This window comes from Bernardetia sp. ABR2-2B (assembly GCF_037126435.1).
Classification (GTDB): domain Bacteria; phylum Bacteroidota; class Bacteroidia; order Cytophagales; family Bernardetiaceae; genus Bernardetia.
On record NZ_CP147020.1, the window covers coordinates 20,910 to 45,600 of the forward strand.

Consider the following 24,691-nt stretch of genomic DNA (forward strand, 5'->3'; position numbering starts at 1 on the left):
TGTTTGCATAGAGAATAAAAAAACAACTAACACCTAAAGCAAACAGAAATGCAAAAATCAAGACGTATAAGTATTGCAAAAGATACCGTTGAGGTAATCAAAAATGGTTTTTATATCAATCAGAAAAATGAAAAAGTAGATATATCAGAAATTCAAGAATATGCACAGAGCAATTCAGAGCTTTTTGAAGCAAAAGATAATTTTATGTTAGAAGCGCATTATGAGCCTTTGAAAAGTGTCAAAAGAAAATATTATACGCAGAATGAATCCGTTATGGTCGTCATTGATAATCTATTGAAGGCGAATAATGAACCTGTTTTTTGCCTGAATTTTGCTTCTGCCAAAAATATTGGTGGTGGTTTTCTGACAGGCGCACAGGCACAAGAGGAATCTATCGCACGAGTAACAGGGCTTAGTGCTTGTTGTTTTGAGTTTTTTGAGGAATATTATCAGTTTCATCGCAGTAGAAAAAGTATGCTTTATACCGATACGATGATTTATTCGCCTAATGTTCCGATTTTCAAAAATGATGAAGGAGAATATTTAGACCAGCCACAAAAAGTAAGTATTCTGACTTCGGCTGCCGTAAATGCAGGAGTTGTAAGAAGACAAGAGAGAAAACGAATAGACAAAATAATTCCTGTGATGTATCAGCGAACTGAAAAAGTATTGGCTATTGCTCATCGCAACGGTTATAAAAATTTAGTTTTGGGAGCGTGGGGCTGTGGAGTTTTTCAAAATGAACCTGCTGATATTGCCAAGATTTTTCATGAACTTCTGACTACGAAATTTGAAAACTGCTTTGAAGAAGTTGTTTTTGCTATCAAGACCAATCAAGAAAAAATTATTAATCCTTTTTTGAAGTATTTTCCTGAATATTAAAAAAGAATAAATAGGTCAGCCCCAAAGAACAGACCATTTATTGAGACTAAAAATAGAAGAGGTTCACTACAAACGGTCTGCTCTACGAGACCGACCTACCATTTATTCAAATTGATTAAAGACAAGCTAGAATACAGCTTGTTTTTTTATTATAGATATTTAAGTTTTTTTTTAGATGTTTTCCTAAAAGAACCCAAGTTTAGCGACTGTTTTTTTAGTAATTTTCCTTTTTAGATTATTACCATTACTCAAAATATCTTCAAACGAATGAAATTAAAAGTATTACCTATTCTATTTTTTGTTTTTTTTCTTCTAACAAATCAAATTTTTGCTCAAAAAACAAAACTAATATCTTCAAAAATTGAAAACTATTATTTTGAAACGCTAAAGAAGCAAAACCAAGAACTCAAATTTAACCCTGCTATTCCCACTCCAAAAGATGTTTTGGGTTTTGAAGTGGGCGACTGGCACGTTTCGCACGACAAACTTCTTTTTTATTTACACACTCTAGCACAGCAATCTGAAAGGATAAGTATTGATACTATCGGATTTACACACGAACAGCGTCCACTTATTCAACTAATTATAACAAATCCTACAAATCAATCAAGGTTAGAAGAAATACGCAAAAAGCATGTTGAGCTGACAAATTCTAATTCTGCAACCGTTTCTACTGAAAATCTTCCTGTTGTGGTTTGGCAAGGATACAGCATTCATGGAAATGAAGCGAGTGGTAGTAATGCAGCACTTTTATATGCCTATTATTTGGCTGCTGCCGAAGGAGATGAAATTGAAAATAAACTCAAAAATGCTGTTGTTATTCTTGACCCAAGTTTTAATCCTGACGGTCTGAATCGTTTTGCAAGTTGGGTAAATATGCACAAAAGTAAGTCGCAAGTAACAGACCCAAATCGTAGAGAAACAAACGAACCTTTTCCAAGAGGAAGAACAAATCATTATTGGTTTGATTTGAATAGAGATTGGTTGCCTGTTCAACAGCCTGAAAGTAAGGCACGTTTGAAGCGTTTCCACGAGTGGAAGCCAAACATTCTGACAGACCACCACGAAATGGGAACAAATAGTAGTTTCTTTTTTCAACCGGGAGTTCCTCAAAGAACAAACCCAATTACACCACAAAAAAATCAAGAACTGACGGCTAAAATAGGAACATTTCACGCCAATTTTTTGGATAATATTGGTTCGCTTTATTATACAGAACAAAGCTTTGATGATTTTTATTACGGAAAAGGCTCTACTTATCCAGATGTAAATGGTTCGGTTGGGATTCTTTTCGAACAAGCAAGTGCAAGAGGACACGCACAGGATAGTGAAAATGAAGTTATTACTTTTGATTTTGCTATTCGTAATCAACTCACTACTTCACTTTCTACGTTAGAAGCTGCCGTAAATATTAGAAAAGAACTTTTAGATTATCAACAAAATTTTTATAAAACGACTGCTGATTTTGCTAAAAACTCTACTGAAAAGGGATATTTAATTGGAGGAAAAAATGATATTCCACGTTTTGAAGAGCTTCTGAAAATTTTGGAAACGCATCAAATTGATTTTTATTCATTAAATAAAGATGAGGTAAAAGAAAATCAAGATAATAATTCAATTACTTTTTCTGATAACAATTCAGTAATTATCCCTATCAATCAAACACAAGGAAGACTTGTGAAAGCCATTTTTGATACGCCAAAGACTTTTAAGGATAGTATTTTTTATGATGTTTCGGCGTGGACATTTTCTTATGCTTTTGGTTTGGAACAAAAAAATCTTTCTCAAGGTGAGGTTTCAAATCTAAAAGGAGAAAAAATAGAAGCTAATTATTTTTCAGAAAAATTTAATATAGAAAATAAAAAATTACAAAAAAGTGAAATTGGTTATCTGATTGACTGGAAAAACTATTATGCTCCAAAACTAGTAAATAGATTATTAGAAATAAATTTGAATATCAAAGTTAGTGAGGAGCCTTTTTCTTATATAATGAATGACAAGAAAGTAGATTTTGCTAGAGGAACTATTTTCATTAAAGCTCCTGCTGATGAATCTGAATCAGATAATTTATTGCAATTATTAACAGAATCAAGTGAAGAACATTCTATCAAAATTACTGCCTTAGAAACAGGACTTACAGATAAAGGCGTTGATTTGGGAAGTCCTAGTTTTCAGACATTGAGTTTGCCAAAAGTTTTGGTGGTTGTGGGTGAAGGCGTAAATTCGTATGAGACAGGTGAAATTTGGCATTTGTTAGACGCTCGTTATGGAATGAAAGTTTCTTTGATTGAGGCGAGAGAACTTTCAACAATTAATCTGCACGATTACACAACGATTATTTTGCCGAGTGGTTATCCTAAAAATTTTAATCCGAATACGATTGCTAGTTGGACAGAAAACGGAGGTACTCTGATTGCTATTGGTTCTGCTATTAATTATCTGAAAGGAACTTCTTTTTTTACATTAGCTCAAAAAACATCTGCTGCGAGTTCAGAACAAAAGCAGCGTTTGATGTATAAAGATAGAAGCAACGATAGAGGAGCAAATTATGTAGGGGGACTTATTTTGGAAGGAAAATTAGATTTATCAAATCCAATTACTTTTGGTTACGAATCTGAAACGATACGCATTTTTAAAGATAATAGTGTCTTTTTGGATTATTCTGAAAATCCTTATACGATGCCTCTTGTTTATACTCAAAATCCTCAAAGGAATGTAGTGAGTGGTTATTTATCTGATTCTAACAAAGAAAAATTAAAGAATGGTGTTTCTATTATTTCAAAAAATGTAGGTAGAGGAAAGTTTGTTGCTTTTGCAGACAATCCAAACTTTAGAGCATTTTGGTATGGAACAAATCGTCTTTTTGTAAATGCAATTTTTTTTAAATAAAATTATTTTTCAACCATAGGGATTGATTAGGAAAGGCAAGAGAATAAAACTCATATAAAAATTACAAAAGCAAGTGTTTCTGAAATAGAAATACTTGCTTTTTTTAAAAATACAAGTGATAGACAACTTTCCTTAAATGATAACTGATTATATCTTAAATCCCATTACTAAAATATCATCGATTTGATAAAAGTTTCTACTCTACCTTTTTTATAATTCAAATATGCAATATATTTGCGGATATAATAATGTAATATTGAATAAAAAATGCAACCTGTACACACAAAAATAGATACAATAAAAGGTTTCGGAGATGAAGTGTTATCAGTTACTTCCTACAAAACCGAAAGCATAAAATCAAAAGGAATTATAATGATAAATCCTGCAACTGCTGTAAAGCAAAGTTTATATGCTAGTTTTGCAAAATTTATAGCATCGCATAATTATATTGTTGTTACTTTTGACTACCAAGGCATTGGACTCTCAAGAAACAAAAAAATTACAGATTATAAAACTACTTTGCACCAGTATAGTCAAGATGCAAAAGCTGTCTTTGATTATCTTACCAAAAAGTATGAGCAAAATATTCTGATTATAGGACATAGTGTGGGAAGTAGTTTTATAGGATTTTCAAAAAGCAATACAAGTAAAAAGCTTATTGGAGCTTATTGCATTTGTATGCAGAGTGGTTATAAAGGCTATGCCCCATCTAAAAAAACAAAAACAAAGTTGAACTTACTCTATTATGGAATAATACCAATATTAACGATTTTAAAAGGGTATTTACCTGCTAAATCATTAAAATTAGGAGAAGATTTACCAAAAGAAGTAGCTAGAGAATTTGCTCAATGGGGAAAAAATAAGAGATATAACTTAGATTTTATAGAACAAAATCCGTCTTATAATCATTTTGAATCTCTGTCATTTCCTATGCACTTAGTCAATTTTTCTGACGATGAATGGAGTACGAAAGATTCTATTGATGATGTTGCTAATCTATTTTCTAATTGTAAAATAGAGAGAGAGTATATTAATCCACAGGAAGTAGGAATAAAAAAAATAGGACATATGGGTTTTTTTAGTCCTCGTTGCAAACAGACTTTATGGGCGAGTTCTTTAAAATGGATAAATCAAGTTTTTGACAAAAATTAAATGTAATGAAAAAATCATATTTTGATAAAGATTTGATGAAGAGTCTTTCTTCTTACGCTATTGAAAACAGATTTAAAAGTTGGTATTTTCTGATAGAATGTTTATTAATATTATTTTTTTTAGAAATAATCATTTTTAATGTAGAAAGCTTAATACTACGGCTTTCGTTAAGTAGTGTGATTGGCTTGTTATTCATCCGTTTATTCGTAATTTATCACGATACGCTTCACAAAGCAATTTTCACTACAAGCAAACCTGCCCGTTTTTTGATAAAATGCTTTGGTGTTTTTGTTCTGAATCCTCCTAGTGTATGGGAGCGTTCTCACAATCACCATCACAGAAATAATTCGAAAATGTATAGTTCTAGCGTAGGAAGTTTTCCTATTCTATCAAAGTCGCAATATTACTCTTTATCAAAAAAGGAAAAGCTCATTTATACTTTTACACGTCATCCTTTAAATATTTTTTTTGGTTATTTTACGGTCTTTTTATTGGGGATGTGTTTGATTCCTTTTATAAAATCACCTAAAAAACACTTTGATGGTTTGATTTCTATTATTATACACATCACTCTAACAATTTTATTAATCAAAATTGATACACAATTTTTCTTTTTTGGTTTCTGGTTTCCTTTATTCCTTTCATCTATGTTAGGAGCTTATTTATTTTATGTACAACATAACTTTCCTTCAATACAATTAGTAGAGAATGAAAAGTGGGATTATTTTTTTGCTGCTTTATATTCTACTAGCTTTTTCAAAATGAATCCAATAATGAATTGGTTTACTGGAAATATTGGTTTTCATCATATTCATCATCTGAATGCACAAATTCCTTTTTATAACTTACCGTCTGCTATGAAAAATATTTCTAAAGTCCAAAATCCAATAACTATTACGTGGTCTATTAAAGATGCAAATGCTTGTTTTAGTTTATTTTATTTTGATGAAAAGTTGGGGCAAATGACTAATAAACAAAATGACTAAATTTTAAATCTCATTGCTAAAATATTATCAATTTGAGAAACATCTTTCCATTCGTTCTAATATCTTTATTACTATTTAATTGTTGGAACAAAAAAGCAAACCCTTTTGGAGTTTGCTTTTTTATTGATTTTTTTGGGTTTAGAGTTTATATCTTAATTCCCATCACACAAATATCATCTATCTGTTCGTACTCTGTCCCCATCCAATTCATCAGTCCCCTTTTTAGAGAAACACGCTGATGACGCATAGAAGTGCTGTGTGTATCGTATAAGAGTCTTCTGAATTTTTTAGACATAAACTTTCTACCTTCTTCGCCTCCAAACTGGTCTTGATAACCATCAGAGTATAAATAAAAGGCTTCTACGTCTTCTAATTCTATGATATGATTTGTGTATTTTGCATCTAAAAACTTTTCAGTACGTCCTCCTATGGGATGTACGTCACCTTTTATAGTAGTTAGATTTGTCTCTGCCCCTCCTTTTTTACGTGATTTTTTAAGATAAACCAAAGGATTTTTAGCTCCAGCAAATTCCATCATTCCTACAGATTTATCTACCACTACGATAGCCATATCCATTCCATCACGATTACCTGTGGTATCTTGTTTTAAGATTCTTCTGATTTCAGATTGTATAAAATCCAAAATTTTGCTTGGTGTAGTCATTTGGCGTTGTAAAATAGCCTCGTTTAATAGTGTTGTTCCGAGCAAAGACATAAATGCCCCCGGTACACCATGTCCTGTACAGTCTCCTACGATAGCAATTTTTCGTGTTCCTATTTCATTGTACCAATAAAAATCTCCACTTACCACATCTTTTGGTTCGAAGAAAACAAAAGCATCATCAAATACTTTCTTCAAATCCTGTGTTCCTCCTAGCATTGCCGACTGAATGCGTTGTGCATAGTTGATACTAGAAACAAGATTATTATTTTGTTTTTCTAATTGTGATGATGTTTTTTCTAGCTTCTTTTTAGCTAACTCTGCTTTTGTGATGTCTTGGAGCGTTCCTTTCATCTTGATAAGATTTCCCTCATCATCAAAGACAGGATAGCCTTTTTCTCTTACATAAATGACCTCACCATTAGGAGTATTGATACGATAGATTGCATTAAATTCTTGTTTATTTGCTACAGATTCTGCCCACGCTTCGTTGAGTTGTGGCAAATCTTCTTTTTCTATCCATTCTTGAAAAACCTCTGTATCTTCTGGAGTTTGATTTTCCTCTACCTTGAATACTGCATCAAAACTATCAGACCATTCTACTTTTTTTGTCTTGATGTTCATATTATACCCTACGATTTGGGCGATACGCTGAGACTCCTCTAATCTTTCTTTATTTTCTTTTACATAATTGAGAAGCTGCTCTTGTATCTTCTGCTGCTTAATCTCTTCACTTATATCTTGTGCTGTACCAATAAGTGTAACAGGTTCTCCATCTTCATTGTATTTTATGATAGAAAAAGTGCGATAATATTTCCAATGCTCTTCTGATAAGTGAGTAGGTTTGGCTCTATATGTCGTAAAGACTTCTCTCTCTCCCTTCATCATAGCTTCTGCAATAGCTCTTTGGTGCTGCTCTCTTTCTTTTGGGTGTATGATAGCATCAAAAATAATCTGATTGATAATGGTATCTTTTTCTAAACCATAAATATTTGGAAGGTTTTCGGAGTGTTTGATTTCTCTAGTGTGTAAATCCCAAACATAACTTCCCATTTTTGCCATTTTTTCGGCGTCAGTAAGCATTTGTTGTTGCTGTTCTAATTCTCTTTGAGAAGTAAGTAATTTTTCTGTCTGCGTTTCGATGATTTGCTCGGCTTGTTTTCTTTGTGTGATGTTCATCAATACACCGTCAAGGTATTTCACACCATTACTTTCATCTTCTACAACTTGTCCAGATTCTTCCACCCAAATGATAGAACCATTTTTATGAATAATTCTGTATTCTATCTTATAAGATTCTTTCGTTTCTATTGCTTGTTCAACTTCAGCATCTATGAAGTTATCATCTGGATGAATAATACTAGCAAAAGAACGTACTTTATTGTCTATAAATTCAGTAGCTGCATAACCTGTAATTCGTTCTACACCTTTAGAAATAAACTTCATTGTCCAATCTTCATCTATCAAAGAACGATACATAATTCCTTGTAGATTATTACTGAGCGATTCTAATTGCTTCTTAGATTGTTCTATTATTTCTTGTTGCTCTGTAATTTGTGTAATATCTTGAATCACACCCAAAACACGCTCTGGTTTTCCTGCAATATCTCTGATTAGGTTTGCTTCTATTCGGAGTGTTTTTTCTTCTTTCTGATTATTGTTTTTAAAGTTTCCTACAATAGAAAACTGGTCTATTTTTCCTGCAATTATCTTGGCTACATTTTCACTAAACTCTTTTCTACACTTTTCATCATAATATTTAGCATGAGTTCTAATATCTTGCATTTCGTCTTTATCTAGTCCATAGATATTAGCTAGATTCTCAGAGTAACTAAAGACTGAACCTTCAACTATCATATCAAAACTACCGATTTGAGCGAGTTCTTCTGCACGCTGCAAAAGTTTCTGACGTTCTTCTATTTCTCTTTGAGCAATAAAGAGATTATCGTTTATTACTTGTAATTGTTCTGTGTTTTGGCGCAACTCTTCTTCTGATGCTGCCAGTTCTTGATTGTTTAAACTTGTTTCTTGAAGAAGTTTTTCAATTTTTTGTTCTTTATTTACGCTTTCTGTAATATCTTGAAGGCTATTTACGATATATTTCAACTGCCCTCTTTTATTAAAAACACCGTGTGTAGCCCCTTGAAACCAATGCCAATCTTCGAAATAATCTGTTTTGATACGAATACGATAAAAAGTATCTTCGTGGTCTTGAATAGCCTTTTTCTGACTTTCTATCAGTATTGGATAATCTTCTTTATGAATTACACTCTCTAAAAAGCTAGTTTCTATTTTAGTATCTTTCTCTACTCCCAAAATATAATTTAGATGTTCTGTATGTGTAATTTCATTTGTCTTGATATTTAAGTCATAAGCTGCCAGTTTTGCCATTTTTTTGGCTTCTGAAACCCTTTGAATATAAGTGGCTAAATCTCTCTGTGTTTTTTCTAAGTATTCGTTGGTACTCTTAAGACTATCTGTATTTTGTTTGAGTTCTTCTTCTGAGGCTGCTAGTTCTGCATTGTTTTCTGCTAATTCTTTTGTTGCACTTTCTACATCTACAAAGGCTTTTTCTACTTTATCTACTGCAGGTTTTATGAAAATAGCAACACCAACAATAAATAAAATCAATAAAGCAATAACAGAAATTTGAGCTATTTCCACTTCAAGGACTTTTTCTTGTGCTTCTTCTTGATAAGTACCTACAATTTCATTCATCATGGGAAGAAACCTGCCTTCATTACGTTCTATTTTCTGAATAGCATCACGCATACTTATTCTTTTTTCTTCTACATCTAAAACTTGATTAGCATCTATAATCTCTTCTACACCAGCCAAAAGACCATTATAGTAAGGAGAAATAGAACTATAAAGTTTTTTTGCTTCTTCGGAGTTGGTATGATTATTACTAAAATCTAGTGTTTTTTCTTTTCCTGCTAGATTACGATGTGCTTTCTTAAATTCTCTGAGGTTCTCATCTAAAGCATTTAGATAATCTACTTGTTCTTCTCCTTGTGTAGTCGTTAGGTATAAAGCACTTTTTGCTATTTTTTGGCTCAACATGCGCTGCTTCCCTGCAACATTAATTATTATTGCATCGTTTTGCTGACTGGATAAGAAACTCTGAACAAATAAATAACTAGCAAAGAGAAGAACTCCAACAAGTATAGGAATAGCTACATTTCCAATACGCATTCTCTTTACAATGGCTTTGTTTTGTTTAGAATACTGTTCAATATTTATTCCTTTTTGATACAAGTTTGCAGATTTGTCAGCTAGATAGCCCATATACGCAAAGGCAGCACCTAATACAATAGGAGCAATATCAATCACAAAATGAATGGGGTTTACTTGGTGCAGCTTGACAATCATAGACCAACCAAAGGCAAGTTGTTTGAAGAAAAAGCCATCTAATATCCAAGCAAAGAGAGGAAAGCATAAACCAAATAATAACCCACCAAGGGCATACTTTAGAGTATTTTTGTAATACATGTGTTTTTATTATACTATAATCAACCTTATTATTCTGAATAAGGCTTAAGGGAATTAAGTAAATGTTTGTATTTGTCTTGATAGGGGAATTACAAATACATAGCCAATATACACATTTAATTTTTATTAAAATAGGACTTTAAAGCATTGTTTTAGGGTTTTTTGTAAAAAAAACACTTTCAGTTTATACTTTTTAGTTTTTGAATTGTACTTTTTTGAGAAAAGTCTTATAATCAGAATATGTAAAAATTTTCTTTTGTGTCAAAAAAATCTCTTTTTCGTTTTCAAATTCTTCTTCTTTTCCTATTGGAACACTTATTTTGTAATCAATAATTGTTTCTACTTCTTCTTTTGTGAAGAAAACCTTTCTTAAAATAAGACGAACTGTCTTAAAGCTATCTTCAATGTCTGAAATCCGAATTAATAGTTGAATAGCAAAAAACAGAAAAAAAACATTGAGTAAGTGAGGTAAAATATAGACATATAAATTGCTGTGTTCTGTAAGCGTATTGCCTAGCAAATCAATATCAATATTCATGTAGTTACTTTTTGTCCACCAATATCCAAAAAAGTATAGTTTAACATGTTGAGTAAGTAAATAACAAGCATTGATAATCCAAAAAATAGTTCCACTATTATTTTTTTCTATTTCATAAAGCATAAAACGCCTTTTTAGATAAATCACTACTAACATAGTAGTTACTAAACTTAATAGAAGAGAAATATAATAAGGAAAACCATAATCTATAATTCCTTTTTTAAGAAGTGTCTTTAAATAGTCATTTTTTAGAAAAATAAGTTGCGTGATTCCCTCAGCAAATAAGGCACAACTAACAGGAATGATGAATAAGAGCAAAATAAACCAAAAATAATAAGCAAAGTTGAGAACCGTTTTTTTCATAGAATTTATTTATAGAATTACGACCTGCCAAAGCAGCGAAGCTAATTTTTCGCATTAAAAACTTTCAATAGTGTAAAACAATTATTTCAGAGCGCAATTTTTCACTAATCACTAATCACTAATCACTAATCACTAATCACTAATCACTAATCACTAATCACTAATCACTAATCACTAATCACTAATCACTAATCACTAATCACCTTGTTTTCAGATTCACGAATTTTTCTTCTCCATTGATTTCTACATTGAATCCAAATTTTTCAGGAACAAAGGTAAGTTTATCAAACTCAAAGTTAAGCAAAGTTTTTCCTTCAATATCCAAAATTCCGTATTTTCCTTTTTTCTTAGCGATAATAAGCGTTTTGAAAAAAGCATTTTGTTCTGTTTCTAAGGCAAGGTATTTTATTTCTTCATACGAATCTTCTAAAGTTTGCTTCCCTTTTCTATTTATTGCTGTCCATTTTCTACCTTTTCTGACAAAAGCAATATCTTTTCTAAATACTTCGGCTGCATCATAATTTACTTTTATTACTTCTTTTCCCTCCAAATTTATCCATCCCCATTTTCCTTTTTTCTGTACTAGAGCAATCAAATCTTCTGCTTCTCCTTTTGTTTTTCCTTTTTCGGTAGAAAATTCTCCTAAGTATTCGTATTGAGGAACTAAAATAGCTTTATTATGCAAAGTAATAAAACCATATTGTGTGCCTTGTTTTATCTTTAAGATATGCGTCGAATGTGTTTTCTTTTTTGTTTCTATTTTTATGTCTTGCAGATAATCAATGGCATTGTATTCTGAGCGCAAAAGAGGAACATTGTTATGAAGGTCAAAAAGTCCGTATTTTCCTGCTTTTTTGGCTGTAATAAGTTCGGGTTTTAAAACTCTTTCTATTTTGGCAGTATCTCCATAACGTGTGATATAGTATTTGATAAATTCAACCTCTTCATACGAAGGACGAATCACAACATTTCCATAGGCATCTGCCAAACCTACTTTCCCTCTGTCATAAAATCGCATCACTTTTGTTTTTCCACTTGCGCTTTGGCAGGTTTCTGGCATAAATTCTATTTTTTCGTAAAGTGCTGTGAGTGGTTTTCCTGTTGGGTCAAGAACGCCATACTTCCCTCTACCTTTTACTAACAAAGTTCCTTCCCAACGTGTGCAAGTAGAATCTTCGCCTTCAAAAAAACTGATTTTTTCGTACTGAAATGGAACAATAGTAGCATTAGTATCATTCAAAACGCCTAGTTTTCCTTCAATACTTGCAATTCTGATAGAATCTCCTCCATAGGCTAAGAGAGCTTTTCGTGCTATGATTGTTGTATCAATTTTTGGTGCAAGTTCCTCTTCTGTTGCTGTTTCCCATCCGTCTTCATTTGTCGTTTGTGCAGAAATAAGGGAAGGGTTTATGCAATATATTCCTACCAAAAAATAAAATAAAATAATTGTTTTTTTAAAATTGCTTTTTGCTATAATCTGCATAAGATAGTTTTTTTGATTTTTTATAAGATATAGTTTAGAATAGCAAATAATATTCCCTTTTCTTTGTAACGATTTATAACCAACAACAAATAATTAACCTTTGTTTTATGGAAATTAGCCTTACTACACCTGCTCTACTCTTCTCTGCTATTTCTTTGCTTTTACTTGCCTACACGAACCGTTTTTTGGCAATGGCAAATCTTATCAGAAACCTACATGAAAAATATGAAAATGAGCCTAATAAAATTTTGATAGAACAAATCAAAAATTTACGAAAGAGAGTTTATCTGACACGAAATATGCAGTTTTTGGGTGTTTTTAGTTTGCTCTTATGTGTAACTTCTATGTTTGCACTTTTTTGGGAACAAATGATAATTGGTCAGTGGCTCTTCGGAATAAGTTTGGTTTTGCTTATGCTTTCACTTTCATTGTCCGTTATTGAAATTCAAATTTCTGTAAAAGCACTCAATATTCAAATTGGTAATATGGAAAAAAGAAAGTAAAATAGGTTTGATGAAATTTTTCTTATTTCGTTTTAAAATTACTTTCCGTATATTAGCTGTTCTGTTTAAAAAATTGATACATTTATACATCAAAATAAAGAAGCAGTATTGTAGAGTATTTAATCATCAAAACTACTCATTTAACTAACTATTTAATATTAACAAAAAATAAAAATGCCATACGACGAAAATCAGAATGAGCCAATAAAAAAACGTAAACTCACTTCAGAATCTATCTCAAATGAAGGAAAAATTGAGAAGCCTTATCAGCCAGATTTGAATGATATGGACGGAAACAAAACTACAAGTGATATATTAGAAGGAAAAACAGAAGAGGAGAAACGATTAGTTAGAGCCTTTCAAAAGAGAGATTGGAGCGAAATAAAATCAGCAAATTCGTGGGTTATCTTTAAGGTAATGGCAGAGTTTGTCGAAGGGTTTGAAAAGTTAGCTCGTATAGGTCCTTGTGTTTCTATTTTTGGTTCTGCTCGTACTTCACCAGACCATAAATATTACAAACTAACTGAAGAAATTGCAGCCAAATTAGTGCGTCATGGTTATGGCGTAATTACAGGAGGAGGTCCGGGAATTATGGAAGCTGGTAATAAAGGAGCAAGAGCAGAAAAAGGAAAATCTGTTGGTTTGAATATTGTTTTGCCTTTTGAGCAGGGAGCAAATGCATATATTGATTTAGACAAACTTATCAATTTTGATTATTTCTTTGTACGAAAAGTTATGTTTGTAAAGTATTCTCAAGGTTTTATCGTAATGCCAGGAGGTTTGGGGACTTTAGATGAGCTTTTTGAGGCTTATACACTTATTCAAACAAAAAAAATAGCTCGTTTTCCTATTGTTTTGGTGGGCAAAGACTTTTGGGCTGGATTGATGGATTGGATAAAAACAACTGTTCTTGAGAAAGAGAAAAATGTAAGCGCAGTAGATTTGGATTTAATCAGTATTGTTGATACTGCAGATGAAGCTGTAAAAGTAATTGATGATTTTTATTCTCAATATTTACTTTCTCCAAATTTCTAGACTAGAAAGGGATAGAAAAACACACTCTATTTTATGATTATTGGATAAAATACCAATAATAGCGTCAGAATAGAGTGTGTATATATAAATTCTAATTTTCTTAGTTATTGCGCTTAATTCAAACGATTGTTTTCATTTGGAAATATAATCGTCGGTTTGTGAGCCTTTGCTTCTTCTGGTGTCATGAGAGCATACGAAATAATAATTACTACATCACCAACTTGCGCCCTACGAGCAGCTGCACCGTTCAAACAAATTGTTCCTGTTCCACGCTCACCACGAATGACGTAGGTTTCGATGCGTTCTCCATTATTATTATTTACAATCTGTACACGTTCTCCTTCATAAATATTAGAAGCTTCCATCAATTCTTCATCAATGGTAATACTTCCCACATAATTTAACTCGGCTTGTGTAATTTTGACACAATGTATTTTTGATTTGAATATTTGTAATAACATAGTTGTTTTTTAATTAAAATAGCAAAAAAAAAGCAGCTTTTATTGAGTTTTTCTTAACAAAATATATTCAGTTATACGAATTTATTAATAATTAAGTTGTGGTTTTGTAACAATTCGTTCATATTGCAGCTAACTTTAATCGATAATAATATTATCAATTAGCCTTATATCCCCTAGCTTTGTAGCCACACAAATTGCAATTCTTGTTGCTGAATCTATTTTTTTTAATTTCTTTTTAGGGGCTAAAGGTTGTAATGTAGAAGCATCTACAATTTCTAAATATTCAGTTTCAAATTCTTTATATTTATCCAAATATGAAATACCTGCTTGTTGTGATTTTTCGACAGACTCCCCTTTTTTTAGCATTTTTTTTGTCAAAATTAGACTTTCATATACTTTTGGAGCAATAATTCTTTGGTCTTCGTCTAACCTTCTGTTTCTTGACGACATAGCTAGTCCGTCTTCTTCTCTTTTAATAGTGCAACAATGAAGCTCAATTGGAAATGATAGGTCATTTACCATTTGCTGAATAATAGCGAACTGTTGAAGGTCTTTTTGTCCAAAAAATGCGTGGTCTGGCTCTACTAAATTAAACAATTTGGCTACTACAATTCCTACACCACTAAAATGCCCTTGTCTATGAGTTCCTTCCATTACATTATCTAACGCCTCAAAAGCCATCTTTGTACGGACAGGGTTTTGATACATAGTATCAGAATTAGGTAAAAAAAGCAAATCACAACCTGCTTTTTCTAGCATTTTTTTATCTTTTTCTAAGGAGATAGGGTAATTAGTAAAGTCGCCTGTGTTATTAAACTGAAGAGGATTTACAAAAATACTACACACCACAAAATCAGATTTTTTCTTTGCCTCTTTAATCAATGAAATATGTCCTTTGTGTAATGCACCCATTGTAGGCACAAAACCAATTGTTTTCTGAGATTTTTTTTCTGAAATTTTACAACGCAAAGGCTCTAAATACAACCTAAGTTCATCTATCTTTTCAATGACTTTCATACACTTGCAACAATTAAGAATCTATAAAAATGACAAATAAATATCAACTCATTTAGAGAAAAATAAAGGAGGTGTATTTATTCGACTGCAAAGGTCGTAATTTTTTTTGATTCTCTATTCTTTATTTCAACAGAATATCAAGATTTGAAGCTATAAGTTATGCTATATAAAAAAGGAACAGTATAACCAAACATGAAATAAATGGTAAAGCAGAATACTTAGACAACTATTTATCTATAAATTTCCTTTAAAACTGTTAGAAAATAAGATTTTGATTCAATTATTCTATTTCAAAATTGTAAGTTTGTGTAGTCAATCAAATTAGACCTTCTTAGTTGAAATTCATTAAAAAAAATAGCGTGAAAATAATAGATAAATATATCCTCAAAAAATTTCTTACTACATATGTTTTTGTTGTTTTGGTAATCTTAGCAGTTATTTGTGCAATAGATTATAGTGAAAAAAGTGATGATTTTCTCAAACATTCATTGAGTTTTAAGCAGATAGTTACAAGCTATTACTTCAGTTTTGTGGTGCATATCATTGGACTTATTACCCCCTTGATGGTTTTTATTACGACTGTGTTTGTAACTTCTCGTATGGCAGGGCGCACTGAAATAATAGCGATGTTGAGTGGTGGAGTGAGTTATTTGAGGTTATTTTTTCCTTACATGATAGGTGCAGGTGTTATTGCAATTTTTTCATTTTACTTGAGTGGTTGGGTTGTTCCTCGTGCCAATAAAATTAGAGTAGCCTTTGAGACGGCTTACGTCAAAAAACCTTTTTCTTTTGATGAGCGAAATGTTCATTCAAAGATAGATTCAAATACTTATGTTTATCTTCAGAGTTATAACAATAGAACGTTTAATGGACGAAAATTCACAATAGAACGCATAGAAAACAGAAAACTAGTAGAAAAATTTTCATCTGAAAATATTACTTGGGACACCTTAAAACAGACTTGGCATGTTGATGATTATAAAATTCATAAGTTTTATAAAGAGCGAGAAATTATACTAAAGGGGAAAGATATCGATACGCTTATGGGACTTTTGCCAAAAGATTTTGAAAGTAAATACAGACATCAAGAAACACTAACACTACCCGAAATAGATGAATATATTGCAGAGCAAAAAGAACGAGGAACAGCTTTAGAATTAGGAATTTATTATGTAGAAAAATATCAACGTTATGCTTCTCCGTTTGCTATCCTTATTCTTACTGTTATGGGAATAGTTGTTTCTTCCAAAAAAACAAGACAAGGAACAAGCTTTAATATTGCACTCGGTTTTGTATTGGCTTTTGTATTTATTCTATTTGTAGTAGTGGCTAGAAGTTTAGGACAAAGTGGAACATTAGACCCTCGTGTGGGTGCTTGGATTCCAAATATCGTTTTTGGCGTAGTTGCTATTTATTTGTATTTACGTGCGCCTAAATAGAAGTGGAATTATGAAGGTAGAGTACACAAAATTTTCAAGGTTTATTTCCAAAACAACTGGAAGGCAACTAGTTATTCCTGATATTCACGGATGTTTAATGACTTTTAGAGCTTTGTTGAAACAGATTAAATTAGCTCAAAATGACCAACTCTTTTTATTGGGAGATTATATCAACAAAGGAAAAAACAGCAAAGGAGTCTTAGATTTAATTATAAATCTTCAAAAAAATCAAGAAGAAAATGGGTATCAAATTTTTCCTTTACGTGGAAATCATGAACAAATGCTTATTGAAGATTATGAAGGAATAGCTACACATGAATATTTAGATAAGACAAATAATTATTCAGAATCACACTATAGGTTTGTTTCTAACTTACCTTATTTCTATGAGTTAGATAATTTTTTTTTAACTCATGCTGGGTTCAATTTAGAAACTCAAAATCCATTTTTAGATTTTGAGGCGATGCTTTGGAGAAGAGATTTTACTATTACTGGTAAAGAAAAAATAAATAATTTCTATGATAAAACGATAGTCATCGGACATAATCCTACTTTTTTGGATTACATTCTACAAGACATTAGTTTAAAAACTCCTTCAATTTGCTTAGACAATGGATGTGTTTACCATAAAAAGTGGTTTTTAGGAAACTTATTATGTCTTAATTTGAACTCTTTTGAAGTTTTCGTTCAAGAAAACATAGAAAATTAGTTTCCTTTTTTTTGCTTATTTTTGGAAAATAATAATTGTATTTCACTTCTAACTTCTAAAATCAGACTTCTAAATTTATTTCTATGTGGAATCCATTTGCTCGTAAATACTCTTCTCAAGATAAAAAATTAATGAATTTTCTTAGAAAAATGTTGATTTTTTCTTGTCTAACTGATGAGGAACTGATGGCTTTTCTACCCAATCTTTATTTAAGAAATTATTCGAAAGATGAAATTATCTTTTTCAGAAACGATCCTAGTCAAGCTCTTTATATTGTCAAATCAGGTCAAGTACGATTAGATTTAGATGTAGGAGAGCGTTTTGAAGAGCTAGGAAAGATTACAGAAGGAGAATTTTTCGGAGAAAACTGTTTAGTACAAGGTTCTCATAGACTTTATAACGCCATTTGTAGTGATTCTATAACAGAGCTTTATATTCTTCCTCTTGCTAATATTTTAGAAATATTTGAAGAATATCCACGCATAAAATCGAAAATATATGAGATGATGTCCAAAAATCAACAGGATTATATTCAAAATATATTCAATGCTTATAGAGATTCGTTCGGTATTTTCGAACTCAGTCATTCTTACTTTAAAGGCGAAAATAGAAATAATAAAGAAATTACAGAGTAACTAAAACAAAAAAGCCAATAAGCACTAAAAGTACGTATTGGCTTTTTTTATGAATAAAATTAAATTTCTACCGTTGTTTGTGTCCTCACGAGCAACATAAAAATTTTTAATTAAAGCTGTTCTATTCGCTTAATAATCTCATCAAATGTCTTTTTATAAGACTCTTCTTTTTCCATTTTGAGAGGAACAACTTTACAGGCATGAATAACCGTACTGTGGTCTCTTTTTCCAAAATGCCAACCAATTGCCTTTAGAGGCAAATCAGTATATTCTTTTGTAAGGTACATCGCAAACTGACGAGCTACTGCAATTTCTTTTTTTCGTGTTTTTCCTTTGAGTTGCTCTAAAGTAACTTGAAAAAAAGCTGCCACAATCTCTTCAATGGCATCAATAGAAAGTTCATGAGTTTCATTTTGATGTGCCACTACTGCGCCAAGTGCCTGACGAGCAAGGTCTAATGTAATACTCATATCAGCCAAAGAAGATTTAGCCAAAAGTGAGGTAATTACGCCTTCTAATTCTCTAACATTTGTTGTTACACTTTTTGCTAAAAAATCAATTACATCTTGAGAAACTTGTGATTCGTATCCTTGTAACTTCGTATAAATAATTGCCTTTCTTGTTTCAACATCAGGAACTTTCAAATCTAAGATAGCTCCCCACTTAAAACGGGAAAGTAGTCGCTCTTGCAAACCTCTCATTTGAGCAGGTGCACAATCGCTAGTCATTATCATTTGTTTTCCTGCGCTGTGTAAGTGATTGAAGATATGGAAAAAGCTCTCTTGAGTCTTTACCTTATCACACAAAAACTGAATGTCATCAACGATTAAGACATCTAAATGATAATATTGTTCGGTAAACTGCGTAATTTCATTTTCACGTACAGAGGCTACAAAATCATTTGCAAATTGGTCAGCAGATACATAAACTACTCGCTTTTCTGGATAATGTTCTAAGATTTTGTTGCCAATCGCATGTGCCAAATGCGTTTTGCCCAAACCTACACCACCATATAAAACTAAAGGGTGAAAACTCGTTCTTCCTGGATTTTTGGCAATCGCCCTACCTGCTGCAAAAGCAACGTTATTACACTCTCCTTCTACAAAAGTATCAAAGGTATATCTTGGGTTAAGATTATGAGGTAATGCTTGTGTTGTCTTGACAGGACGAAAGTTAGACTGTTCTTTCATATCTCTAGTATTTCTACTAGCTCTATTTTGAACTTGATTTTGCGTCTGACTTTTATGATAGGATTGATTAGAATGAGAACGTCCTAAAGCAGAAGGTTGAAAATTAGATGACTTTTGAACTTGTGGCTGATTAGAGTGATTACCCGTATTAGTTCTGTTTTGTCTGCTTTCTAACTGCTCTTCTTTATGTTCCTGTTTTGTTGATTGTCCAAATGAAGGGTTTGAAGGATTCGAAAGATTAGTTAATTGACTCCTAGAAGTAGCCGATTCATAATTCGAATTACCATTTAATATTATAGGGTTGTCAGAGTCTATTTCTTTCTGATTATTATCTTGTTGTGTTGAGTTTTGATTCTGAAACAAACTTGTTTGATTTGAAAAAGTTTCAGAATTACTTTCTTCATTAATAGAATTAGAAGAAGTATTAAAATTATTTTTTTGTATTGATTGACCTTGCTGATTTTGATTACCTTTCTCTGTAATGCTTTCAAACGAACTATCAAACAAAGGTGGTTGTTGTTTTTCTGGAAGAAGAGAGTACTCTAACTTTCCATGTGTTCCCAATTGTTCGATAATTGCTTTTCTGAGTACAAGAACATAATGTTCTTCTAAAAATTCGTAAAAATAACGGCTCGGTACTTGAATCGTCAAAATATTTTGGCGCAAACGCAAAGGTCTAATAGGTAGAAACCAAGTATTGAAACTCTGTTCTGGAATTTCAAATTTGATTACCTCTAAACATTTTTGCCAAACTGTCTGACAATCCTTATAACCACCACTATTTGTTGAGTGTGGGTTTGGTGAGATAGTCGTATTTTGTTGAGAAAGTGATACCATAATTAATTAAAAAACTGAATTTCCACACACGATGCTAATTTTTTTGTTGAGAAACTGAAATAAGAGAAAATTATAAAGGGCAACCTATTCAAAAGGTTTTACTATTTATACAATGCCTTTTACTTTTGTTTTTTTCTGCTCACTATCAAAGTTTATGCTTATGCTCTTTGTCTTTATTTTTTGCTTTAATAACTAACCACAAAATTTAATTTGCAGCTCTAATGTTACAAAAACCTATAACTTATGAAATACTTTTTTTATCTATTATTTTAGATTAATTACTAACCATAAATAAAATAAAACAGAGACTGTTTTTTTTAGATAAAGACAAAGATTTCTTAACCCATTTTTATTGAAAAATTTAATTTTTACCAAAAACTGGGGGTGCAAAAACTACCCTCTTAATTTAATTAAATTTTTTAAAAAAAATATAGGATTTGTCATTTCTATTTTTTTTCTAAAAAGAGAGAGAGGCTAGTAGTTATCTTTCCTTGTATGTGGATTGTGATAACAAAATTGAGAAAAAAAATTGAGAAAAAAAATCGGTTTTTCTCTAAAGAATATCTCTTGTTATTGATAGCAATACAATTATTTTTAAGTCATAATCGCCGTTTAAGGTAGTGTGAGTGGGTTCGTGTAGATTTCGGTATTACTTAATCTTTACGAATATGTTACGTAAGACGAAAAAAATTTTGTTTTTTGATTTAGATTACTTCTAACTCTGAAAGTCGTAGTCATTAAAAATAAATTACTTTTCTGCAAGATAAATTTCGAATTTTACATTGTTAAGAATGATTTTTTTTAAAGAAAAAAAGTGAAGTTTTTTCAAACAATTTACCAACTTTTCTACAGTAAAATATATTTTTTTTAGGTAGTAATTTATCAAGATATAATTACACAAAAACAAGGGCTTTAGATTATGCTTTTAGTTTTCAAGAAGTAGTTGTATTTTCTAGAGCTTGTTTCAAATCTGCTATTAAGTCATCTATGTTTTCACAGCCAATACTCAAACGAATAAGCGAATCTGTAATTCCTATTTCATGTCTTTTCTCAACAGGAATATTGGCATGTGTCATCAAGGCAGGATAACAAGCCAATGACTCCACACCCCCCAATGATTCAGCTAAGGCAAAGACTTTAATTGCTTCTAAAAACTTCTCTGCATTCTCTTTTGTATCATTTTTCAAATCAAACGAAATCATTCCACCAAACTGGCGCATTTGTTTTTTAGCAACTTCGTGTCCTTTGTGAGACGTTAGCCCTGCATAATAAACATTCCTTACCTTTTCATTCTTTACCAAAAATTGAGTGATTTTCATAGCATTCTGACAACTTGCATCTACTCGCAAATGAAGTGTTTTGATACCACGCAGCACCAAAAAGCAATCAAAAGGAGAAGGAACAGCACCACAGGATTTTTGAATAAAATAAATCTGTTCAGCTAGTTTATTGTCATTGAGCATCAAAGCACCCATTACAACATCTGAATGCCCACCCAAATATTTTGTAGCTGAGTGCATCACAATATCAGCTCCCATCGTTATTGGGTTTTGTAAATAAGGTGTTGCAAATGTATTATCAACAACCGAAACAAGGTTATTCTCTTTAGCAATTTTGATTGTTTTTTTTATATCTACAATTTGAAGAAGTGGGTTTGAAGGTGTTTCTATCCAAATCATTTTTGTTTGTGAGTTGATAGTATTTTTTACAATTTCTTCATTTTGCATATCAATAAAATGAAATTTAATTCCAATTTCTTCATACACTTTTACAAACAAACGATACGAGCCACCATAAATGTCTTGTCCACAAATTACTTCGTCATTGGGTTTCAAAAGTCTCAAAACAGCATCAATAGCTGCCATTCCAGAAGAAAAAGCAAAGCCATGTTGTGCATCTTCTAAAGCTGCAAATGATTTCTCTAAGGCTTGGCGAGTAGGATTTGATGAACGTGCATACTCAAAACCTTTATTCTGACCAAGAGAAGGTTGTGCAAAAGTAGAAGTTTGGAAAATAGGAGTCATAATCGCTCCTGTACTTGGGTCTGGCTCTACACCTGCGTGTATGGCTTTAGTGGCAAATTTCATAGAAAATGAGTTTTATTTGTGATTTGATTCTTCTTTCTAGCAAAAACAATAGCTTTCTAGTATCTTTGTTTGATTGCATAATATTTTAATAAAAATACATTTTCATTATCGCTTTTCCATATTACTTAACGGATTTTATTACTTTTATCTCATGTCTTTATCCATTACTCTAAAACATATCACTTCACATCCTCTTACCAAAAAGCAGAAAGTAGCTGCTATTTTTAGATATTTCAAGTGGCAACTTCAATCAAGGTTAGATAAAGGTATTCATATTGTTCCTTTTGTAGCAAGTACAAAATTAGCTGTTCAAAGTGGAATGACAGGTGCAACAGGAAACATTTATACAGGATTACATGAGTTTAATGATATGGGTTTCTTACTTCATTTTTTGAGAAGTACAGAAGAAGAAGAAAATGATTATTTTATGGACATTGGTGCTAATATTGGTAGCTACACTGTTTTGGCAGCAGGAGTAATTGGTACACAAACTACAAGTATAGAACCTATTCCAAATACCTACCAAAAACTCCAAAAAAACATTCAAGTAAATAATTTAGCTACTAAAACAACAGCTTTAAATATTGGCTTGGGAAGCGCAAAGGGTACTTTACAGTTTACAAAATCTTTAGATACAGTAAATCATGTAGCTACAGAAGAAATACCACAAGACGAAAGAATTGATGTTTCGATTGAAAAAGTAGATGAGGTAGCCAAAAGAATTCCAATTTTAGTAAAGATTGATGTAGAAGGCTTTGAAACAGAAGTAATAAACGGTGGAGAAGCTATTTTCTCGTCTCCTCTTCAAAAAGCAATCATTATAGAACTCAATGGTTCTGGAGGAAGATATGGTTATGATGAGTCAAAAATTCATCAAAAACTAAAAAATTGGGGATATAAACCTTATTTTTATAATCCCCTAAAAAGAGAATTAATAGAAATAAAATTATTTGGGAATCACAATACAATTTATTGTAAAGATATTGATTTTATAGAGAAACGCATCAAAACAGCACCTCTAATTAATGTTTTAGGAGAAAAATTTTAAATCAGAAACTATATAAAATATGAAAAAGATAGACCTTCGTAGTGATACTTTTACACTTCCTTCTAAAGAAATGAAAGAAGCCATGATGAATGCAAAAGTAGGCGATGATGTTTGGGAAGAAGATCCAACTGTAAAAGAATTAGAAAAAAAAGTAGCTAATTTGTTTGGACACGAAGCAGCTCTTTTTTGTCCTTCGGGAACAATGACTAATCAGATTGCACTCAAGATATTGACACAACCTCAAGATGATATTATTTGTGATATTCGTTCACATATCTATCAGTATGAAGGAGGAGGAATTGCCTATAATTCGTTTTGTTCGGTCAGACTTTTACAGGGAGAAAAGGGAATTTTGACTACTGAGCTGATTGAAGAAATGATTTATCCTGATGATGTTCATTTCCCTCGTTCAAGAGTTGTTGCGCTAGAAAATACAGTGAATAAAGCAGGTGGGAGTTCGTATACATTGGAAGAAATAAAAGCTATTTCAGAGCTTTGTAAGAAAAATGACTTGAAACTTCACTTAGATGGAGCTAGAGTTTTTAATGCTTTAGTGTATCGCAATCAATCTCCGAAAGAGCTAGGACAGTATTTTGACACTATTTCTGTTTGTCTTTCGAAGGGATTAGGTGCGCCTGTGGGTTCGGTGTTGGTAGCAAGTGAAGCACTAATTCATCAAGCTAAACGAGTGCGAAAAGTTTTGGGAGGAGGAATGCGCCAGTCTGGTTTTTTGGCAGCAGCAGGAATTTATGCCCTTGATAATAATATAGAAAAATTAAGAGAAGACAATCAGAATGCTGGTAAAATCTCTGAATCACTAAAGCAAAATAAGTTAGTAGAAGAAGTTGTTTTTGAAGGGACAAACATTGTTTTGTTTAGAATAGACGCAAGTTATTCTTCTGAAAAATTCAAAAATGAACTAGCTAAAAAAGGTGTTTTGGTTTCTAATTTTGGAAAAGAGTGGCTACGAATCGTTACTCATTTGGATATTTCTAAAGAAATGATTGAAAGAGTTTGTAATGCCGTTTTGGAGGTTAAAGGAGAGGGAGTTTCTGTTTAGCTTTTAAGTTTTTTTGAATACTAAACATATAAAAAAAACCTAAGGGTAAGGTGTTTAGAATTTCAAAATTCCTTCGTTCAATTTTCTGAAAAAACGTATTAAGAATAAATTGTATTTTAGATGCGTAGTTGCAAAATATTTAGCTTCGCTGCTCTTCAGGTGTAGAAAAAAATAAACAAACCGAGATTTTAAGCTGCTTAGCTGCGTAATATGGCTGTTTTTGT

18 protein-coding genes are annotated in these 24,691 nt (G+C 31.7%); 11 read left to right on the plus strand and 7 right to left on the minus strand.

Annotated elements, in window-relative coordinates:
• The first annotated feature begins 48 nt into the window (after positions 1-48).
• The 4 genes from WAF17_RS00095 (at position 49) to WAF17_RS00110 (ending at position 5,909) form a co-directional block, all read left to right on the plus strand.
• Positions 49-882, plus strand: coding sequence for a TIGR02452 family protein (locus tag WAF17_RS00095; RefSeq protein WP_338764691.1), 834 nt, complete (start codon positions 49-51; stop codon positions 880-882).
• Positions 883-1,149: 267 nt separating this feature from the next.
• Complete coding sequence (locus tag WAF17_RS00100; protein ID WP_338764693.1) at positions 1,150-3,771, plus strand: M14 family zinc carboxypeptidase; 2,622 nt, start codon at positions 1,150-1,152, stop codon at positions 3,769-3,771.
• A gap of 267 nt (positions 3,772-4,038) precedes the next feature.
• Positions 4,039-4,923 (plus strand): alpha/beta hydrolase, encoded by an 885-nt coding sequence (locus WAF17_RS00105; RefSeq protein ID WP_338764695.1) that lies wholly within the window; start codon positions 4,039-4,041, stop codon positions 4,921-4,923.
• A gap of 5 nt (positions 4,924-4,928) precedes the next feature.
• On the plus strand, positions 4,929-5,909 hold the full coding sequence (locus tag WAF17_RS00110; protein WP_338764697.1) for a fatty acid desaturase: 981 nt from the start codon (positions 4,929-4,931) through the stop codon (positions 5,907-5,909).
• A gap of 145 nt (positions 5,910-6,054) precedes the next feature.
• Here the strand turns inward: WAF17_RS00110 and WAF17_RS00115 are convergent, their stop codons facing one another.
• The 3 genes from WAF17_RS00115 to WAF17_RS00125 all read right to left on the minus strand — a co-directional run bounded on the left by WAF17_RS00115 (position 6,055) and on the right by WAF17_RS00125 (position 12,446).
• A complete protein-coding gene (locus tag WAF17_RS00115; protein ID WP_338764699.1) occupies positions 6,055-10,062 on the minus strand; it encodes a PAS domain-containing protein in 4,008 nt (1,335 codons plus the stop codon).
• A 193-nt stretch (positions 10,063-10,255) separates the two neighbouring features.
• Positions 10,256-10,963 carry a hypothetical protein gene (locus WAF17_RS00120; protein WP_338764701.1) on the minus strand — a complete coding sequence of 236 codons (708 nt, stop codon included), beginning with the start codon at positions 10,961-10,963 and terminating at the stop codon, positions 10,256-10,258.
• 199 nt (positions 10,964-11,162) lie between these two features.
• Entirely contained in the window at positions 11,163-12,446 is a 1,284-nt protein-coding gene (locus tag WAF17_RS00125) for a WG repeat-containing protein (RefSeq protein ID WP_338764703.1), read from the minus strand.
• Between the two features lie 107 nt (positions 12,447-12,553).
• On the opposite strand from WAF17_RS00125, the gene WAF17_RS00130 reads away from it, so the two are divergent.
• Positions 12,554-12,949, plus strand: a complete 396-nt coding sequence (locus tag WAF17_RS00130; protein ID WP_338764705.1) for a DUF2721 domain-containing protein — start codon at positions 12,554-12,556, stop codon at positions 12,947-12,949.
• A 174-nt stretch (positions 12,950-13,123) separates the two neighbouring features.
• Complete coding sequence (locus WAF17_RS00135) at positions 13,124-13,984, plus strand: TIGR00730 family Rossman fold protein (protein ID WP_338764707.1); 861 nt, start codon at positions 13,124-13,126, stop codon at positions 13,982-13,984.
• A gap of 113 nt (positions 13,985-14,097) precedes the next feature.
• Here WAF17_RS00135 and panD read toward each other — a convergent pair whose 3' ends face one another.
• Together panD and panC are read right to left on the minus strand one after the other, a co-directional pair.
• Positions 14,098-14,445, minus strand: a complete 348-nt coding sequence (gene panD / locus WAF17_RS00140) for an aspartate 1-decarboxylase (protein ID WP_338764709.1) — start codon at positions 14,443-14,445, stop codon at positions 14,098-14,100.
• 135 nt (positions 14,446-14,580) lie between these two features.
• Positions 14,581-15,462, minus strand: coding sequence for a pantoate--beta-alanine ligase (gene panC / locus WAF17_RS00145; protein ID WP_338764711.1), 882 nt, complete (start codon positions 15,460-15,462; stop codon positions 14,581-14,583).
• A 359-nt stretch (positions 15,463-15,821) separates the two neighbouring features.
• On the opposite strand from panC, the gene WAF17_RS00150 reads away from it, so the two are divergent.
• From WAF17_RS00150 to WAF17_RS00160, 3 genes are all read left to right on the plus strand, one after another.
• Complete coding sequence (locus WAF17_RS00150) at positions 15,822-16,901, plus strand: LptF/LptG family permease (RefSeq protein WP_338764713.1); 1,080 nt, start codon at positions 15,822-15,824, stop codon at positions 16,899-16,901.
• Positions 16,888-17,610: a metallophosphoesterase family protein gene (locus WAF17_RS00155; protein WP_338764715.1), complete on the plus strand. Its 723-nt coding sequence runs from the start codon at positions 16,888-16,890 to the stop codon at positions 17,608-17,610. The genes WAF17_RS00150 and WAF17_RS00155 overlap by 14 nt, the downstream gene beginning before the upstream one ends.
• Before the next feature lie 83 nt (positions 17,611-17,693).
• A complete protein-coding gene (locus WAF17_RS00160; protein ID WP_338764717.1) occupies positions 17,694-18,245 on the plus strand; it encodes a cyclic nucleotide-binding domain-containing protein in 552 nt (183 codons plus the stop codon).
• Between the two features lie 110 nt (positions 18,246-18,355).
• Here WAF17_RS00160 and dnaA read toward each other — a convergent pair whose 3' ends face one another.
• Both dnaA and WAF17_RS00170 read right to left on the minus strand, forming a co-directional pair.
• Positions 18,356-20,272: a chromosomal replication initiator protein DnaA gene (gene dnaA, locus WAF17_RS00165; protein WP_338764719.1), complete on the minus strand. Its 1,917-nt coding sequence runs from the start codon at positions 20,270-20,272 to the stop codon at positions 18,356-18,358.
• Between the two features lie 932 nt (positions 20,273-21,204).
• Positions 21,205-22,359: a cystathionine gamma-synthase gene (locus WAF17_RS00170; protein ID WP_338764721.1), complete on the minus strand. Its 1,155-nt coding sequence runs from the start codon at positions 22,357-22,359 to the stop codon at positions 21,205-21,207.
• A 151-nt stretch (positions 22,360-22,510) separates the two neighbouring features.
• Between WAF17_RS00170 and WAF17_RS00175 the strand changes: the two genes are divergently transcribed.
• Positions 22,511-23,407, plus strand: a complete 897-nt coding sequence (locus tag WAF17_RS00175) for an FkbM family methyltransferase (RefSeq protein ID WP_338764723.1) — start codon at positions 22,511-22,513, stop codon at positions 23,405-23,407.
• Positions 23,408-23,426: 19 nt separating this feature from the next.
• A complete protein-coding gene (locus WAF17_RS00180; protein WP_338764725.1) occupies positions 23,427-24,467 on the plus strand; it encodes a GntG family PLP-dependent aldolase in 1,041 nt (346 codons plus the stop codon).
• Positions 24,468-24,691 lie beyond the last annotated feature (224 nt).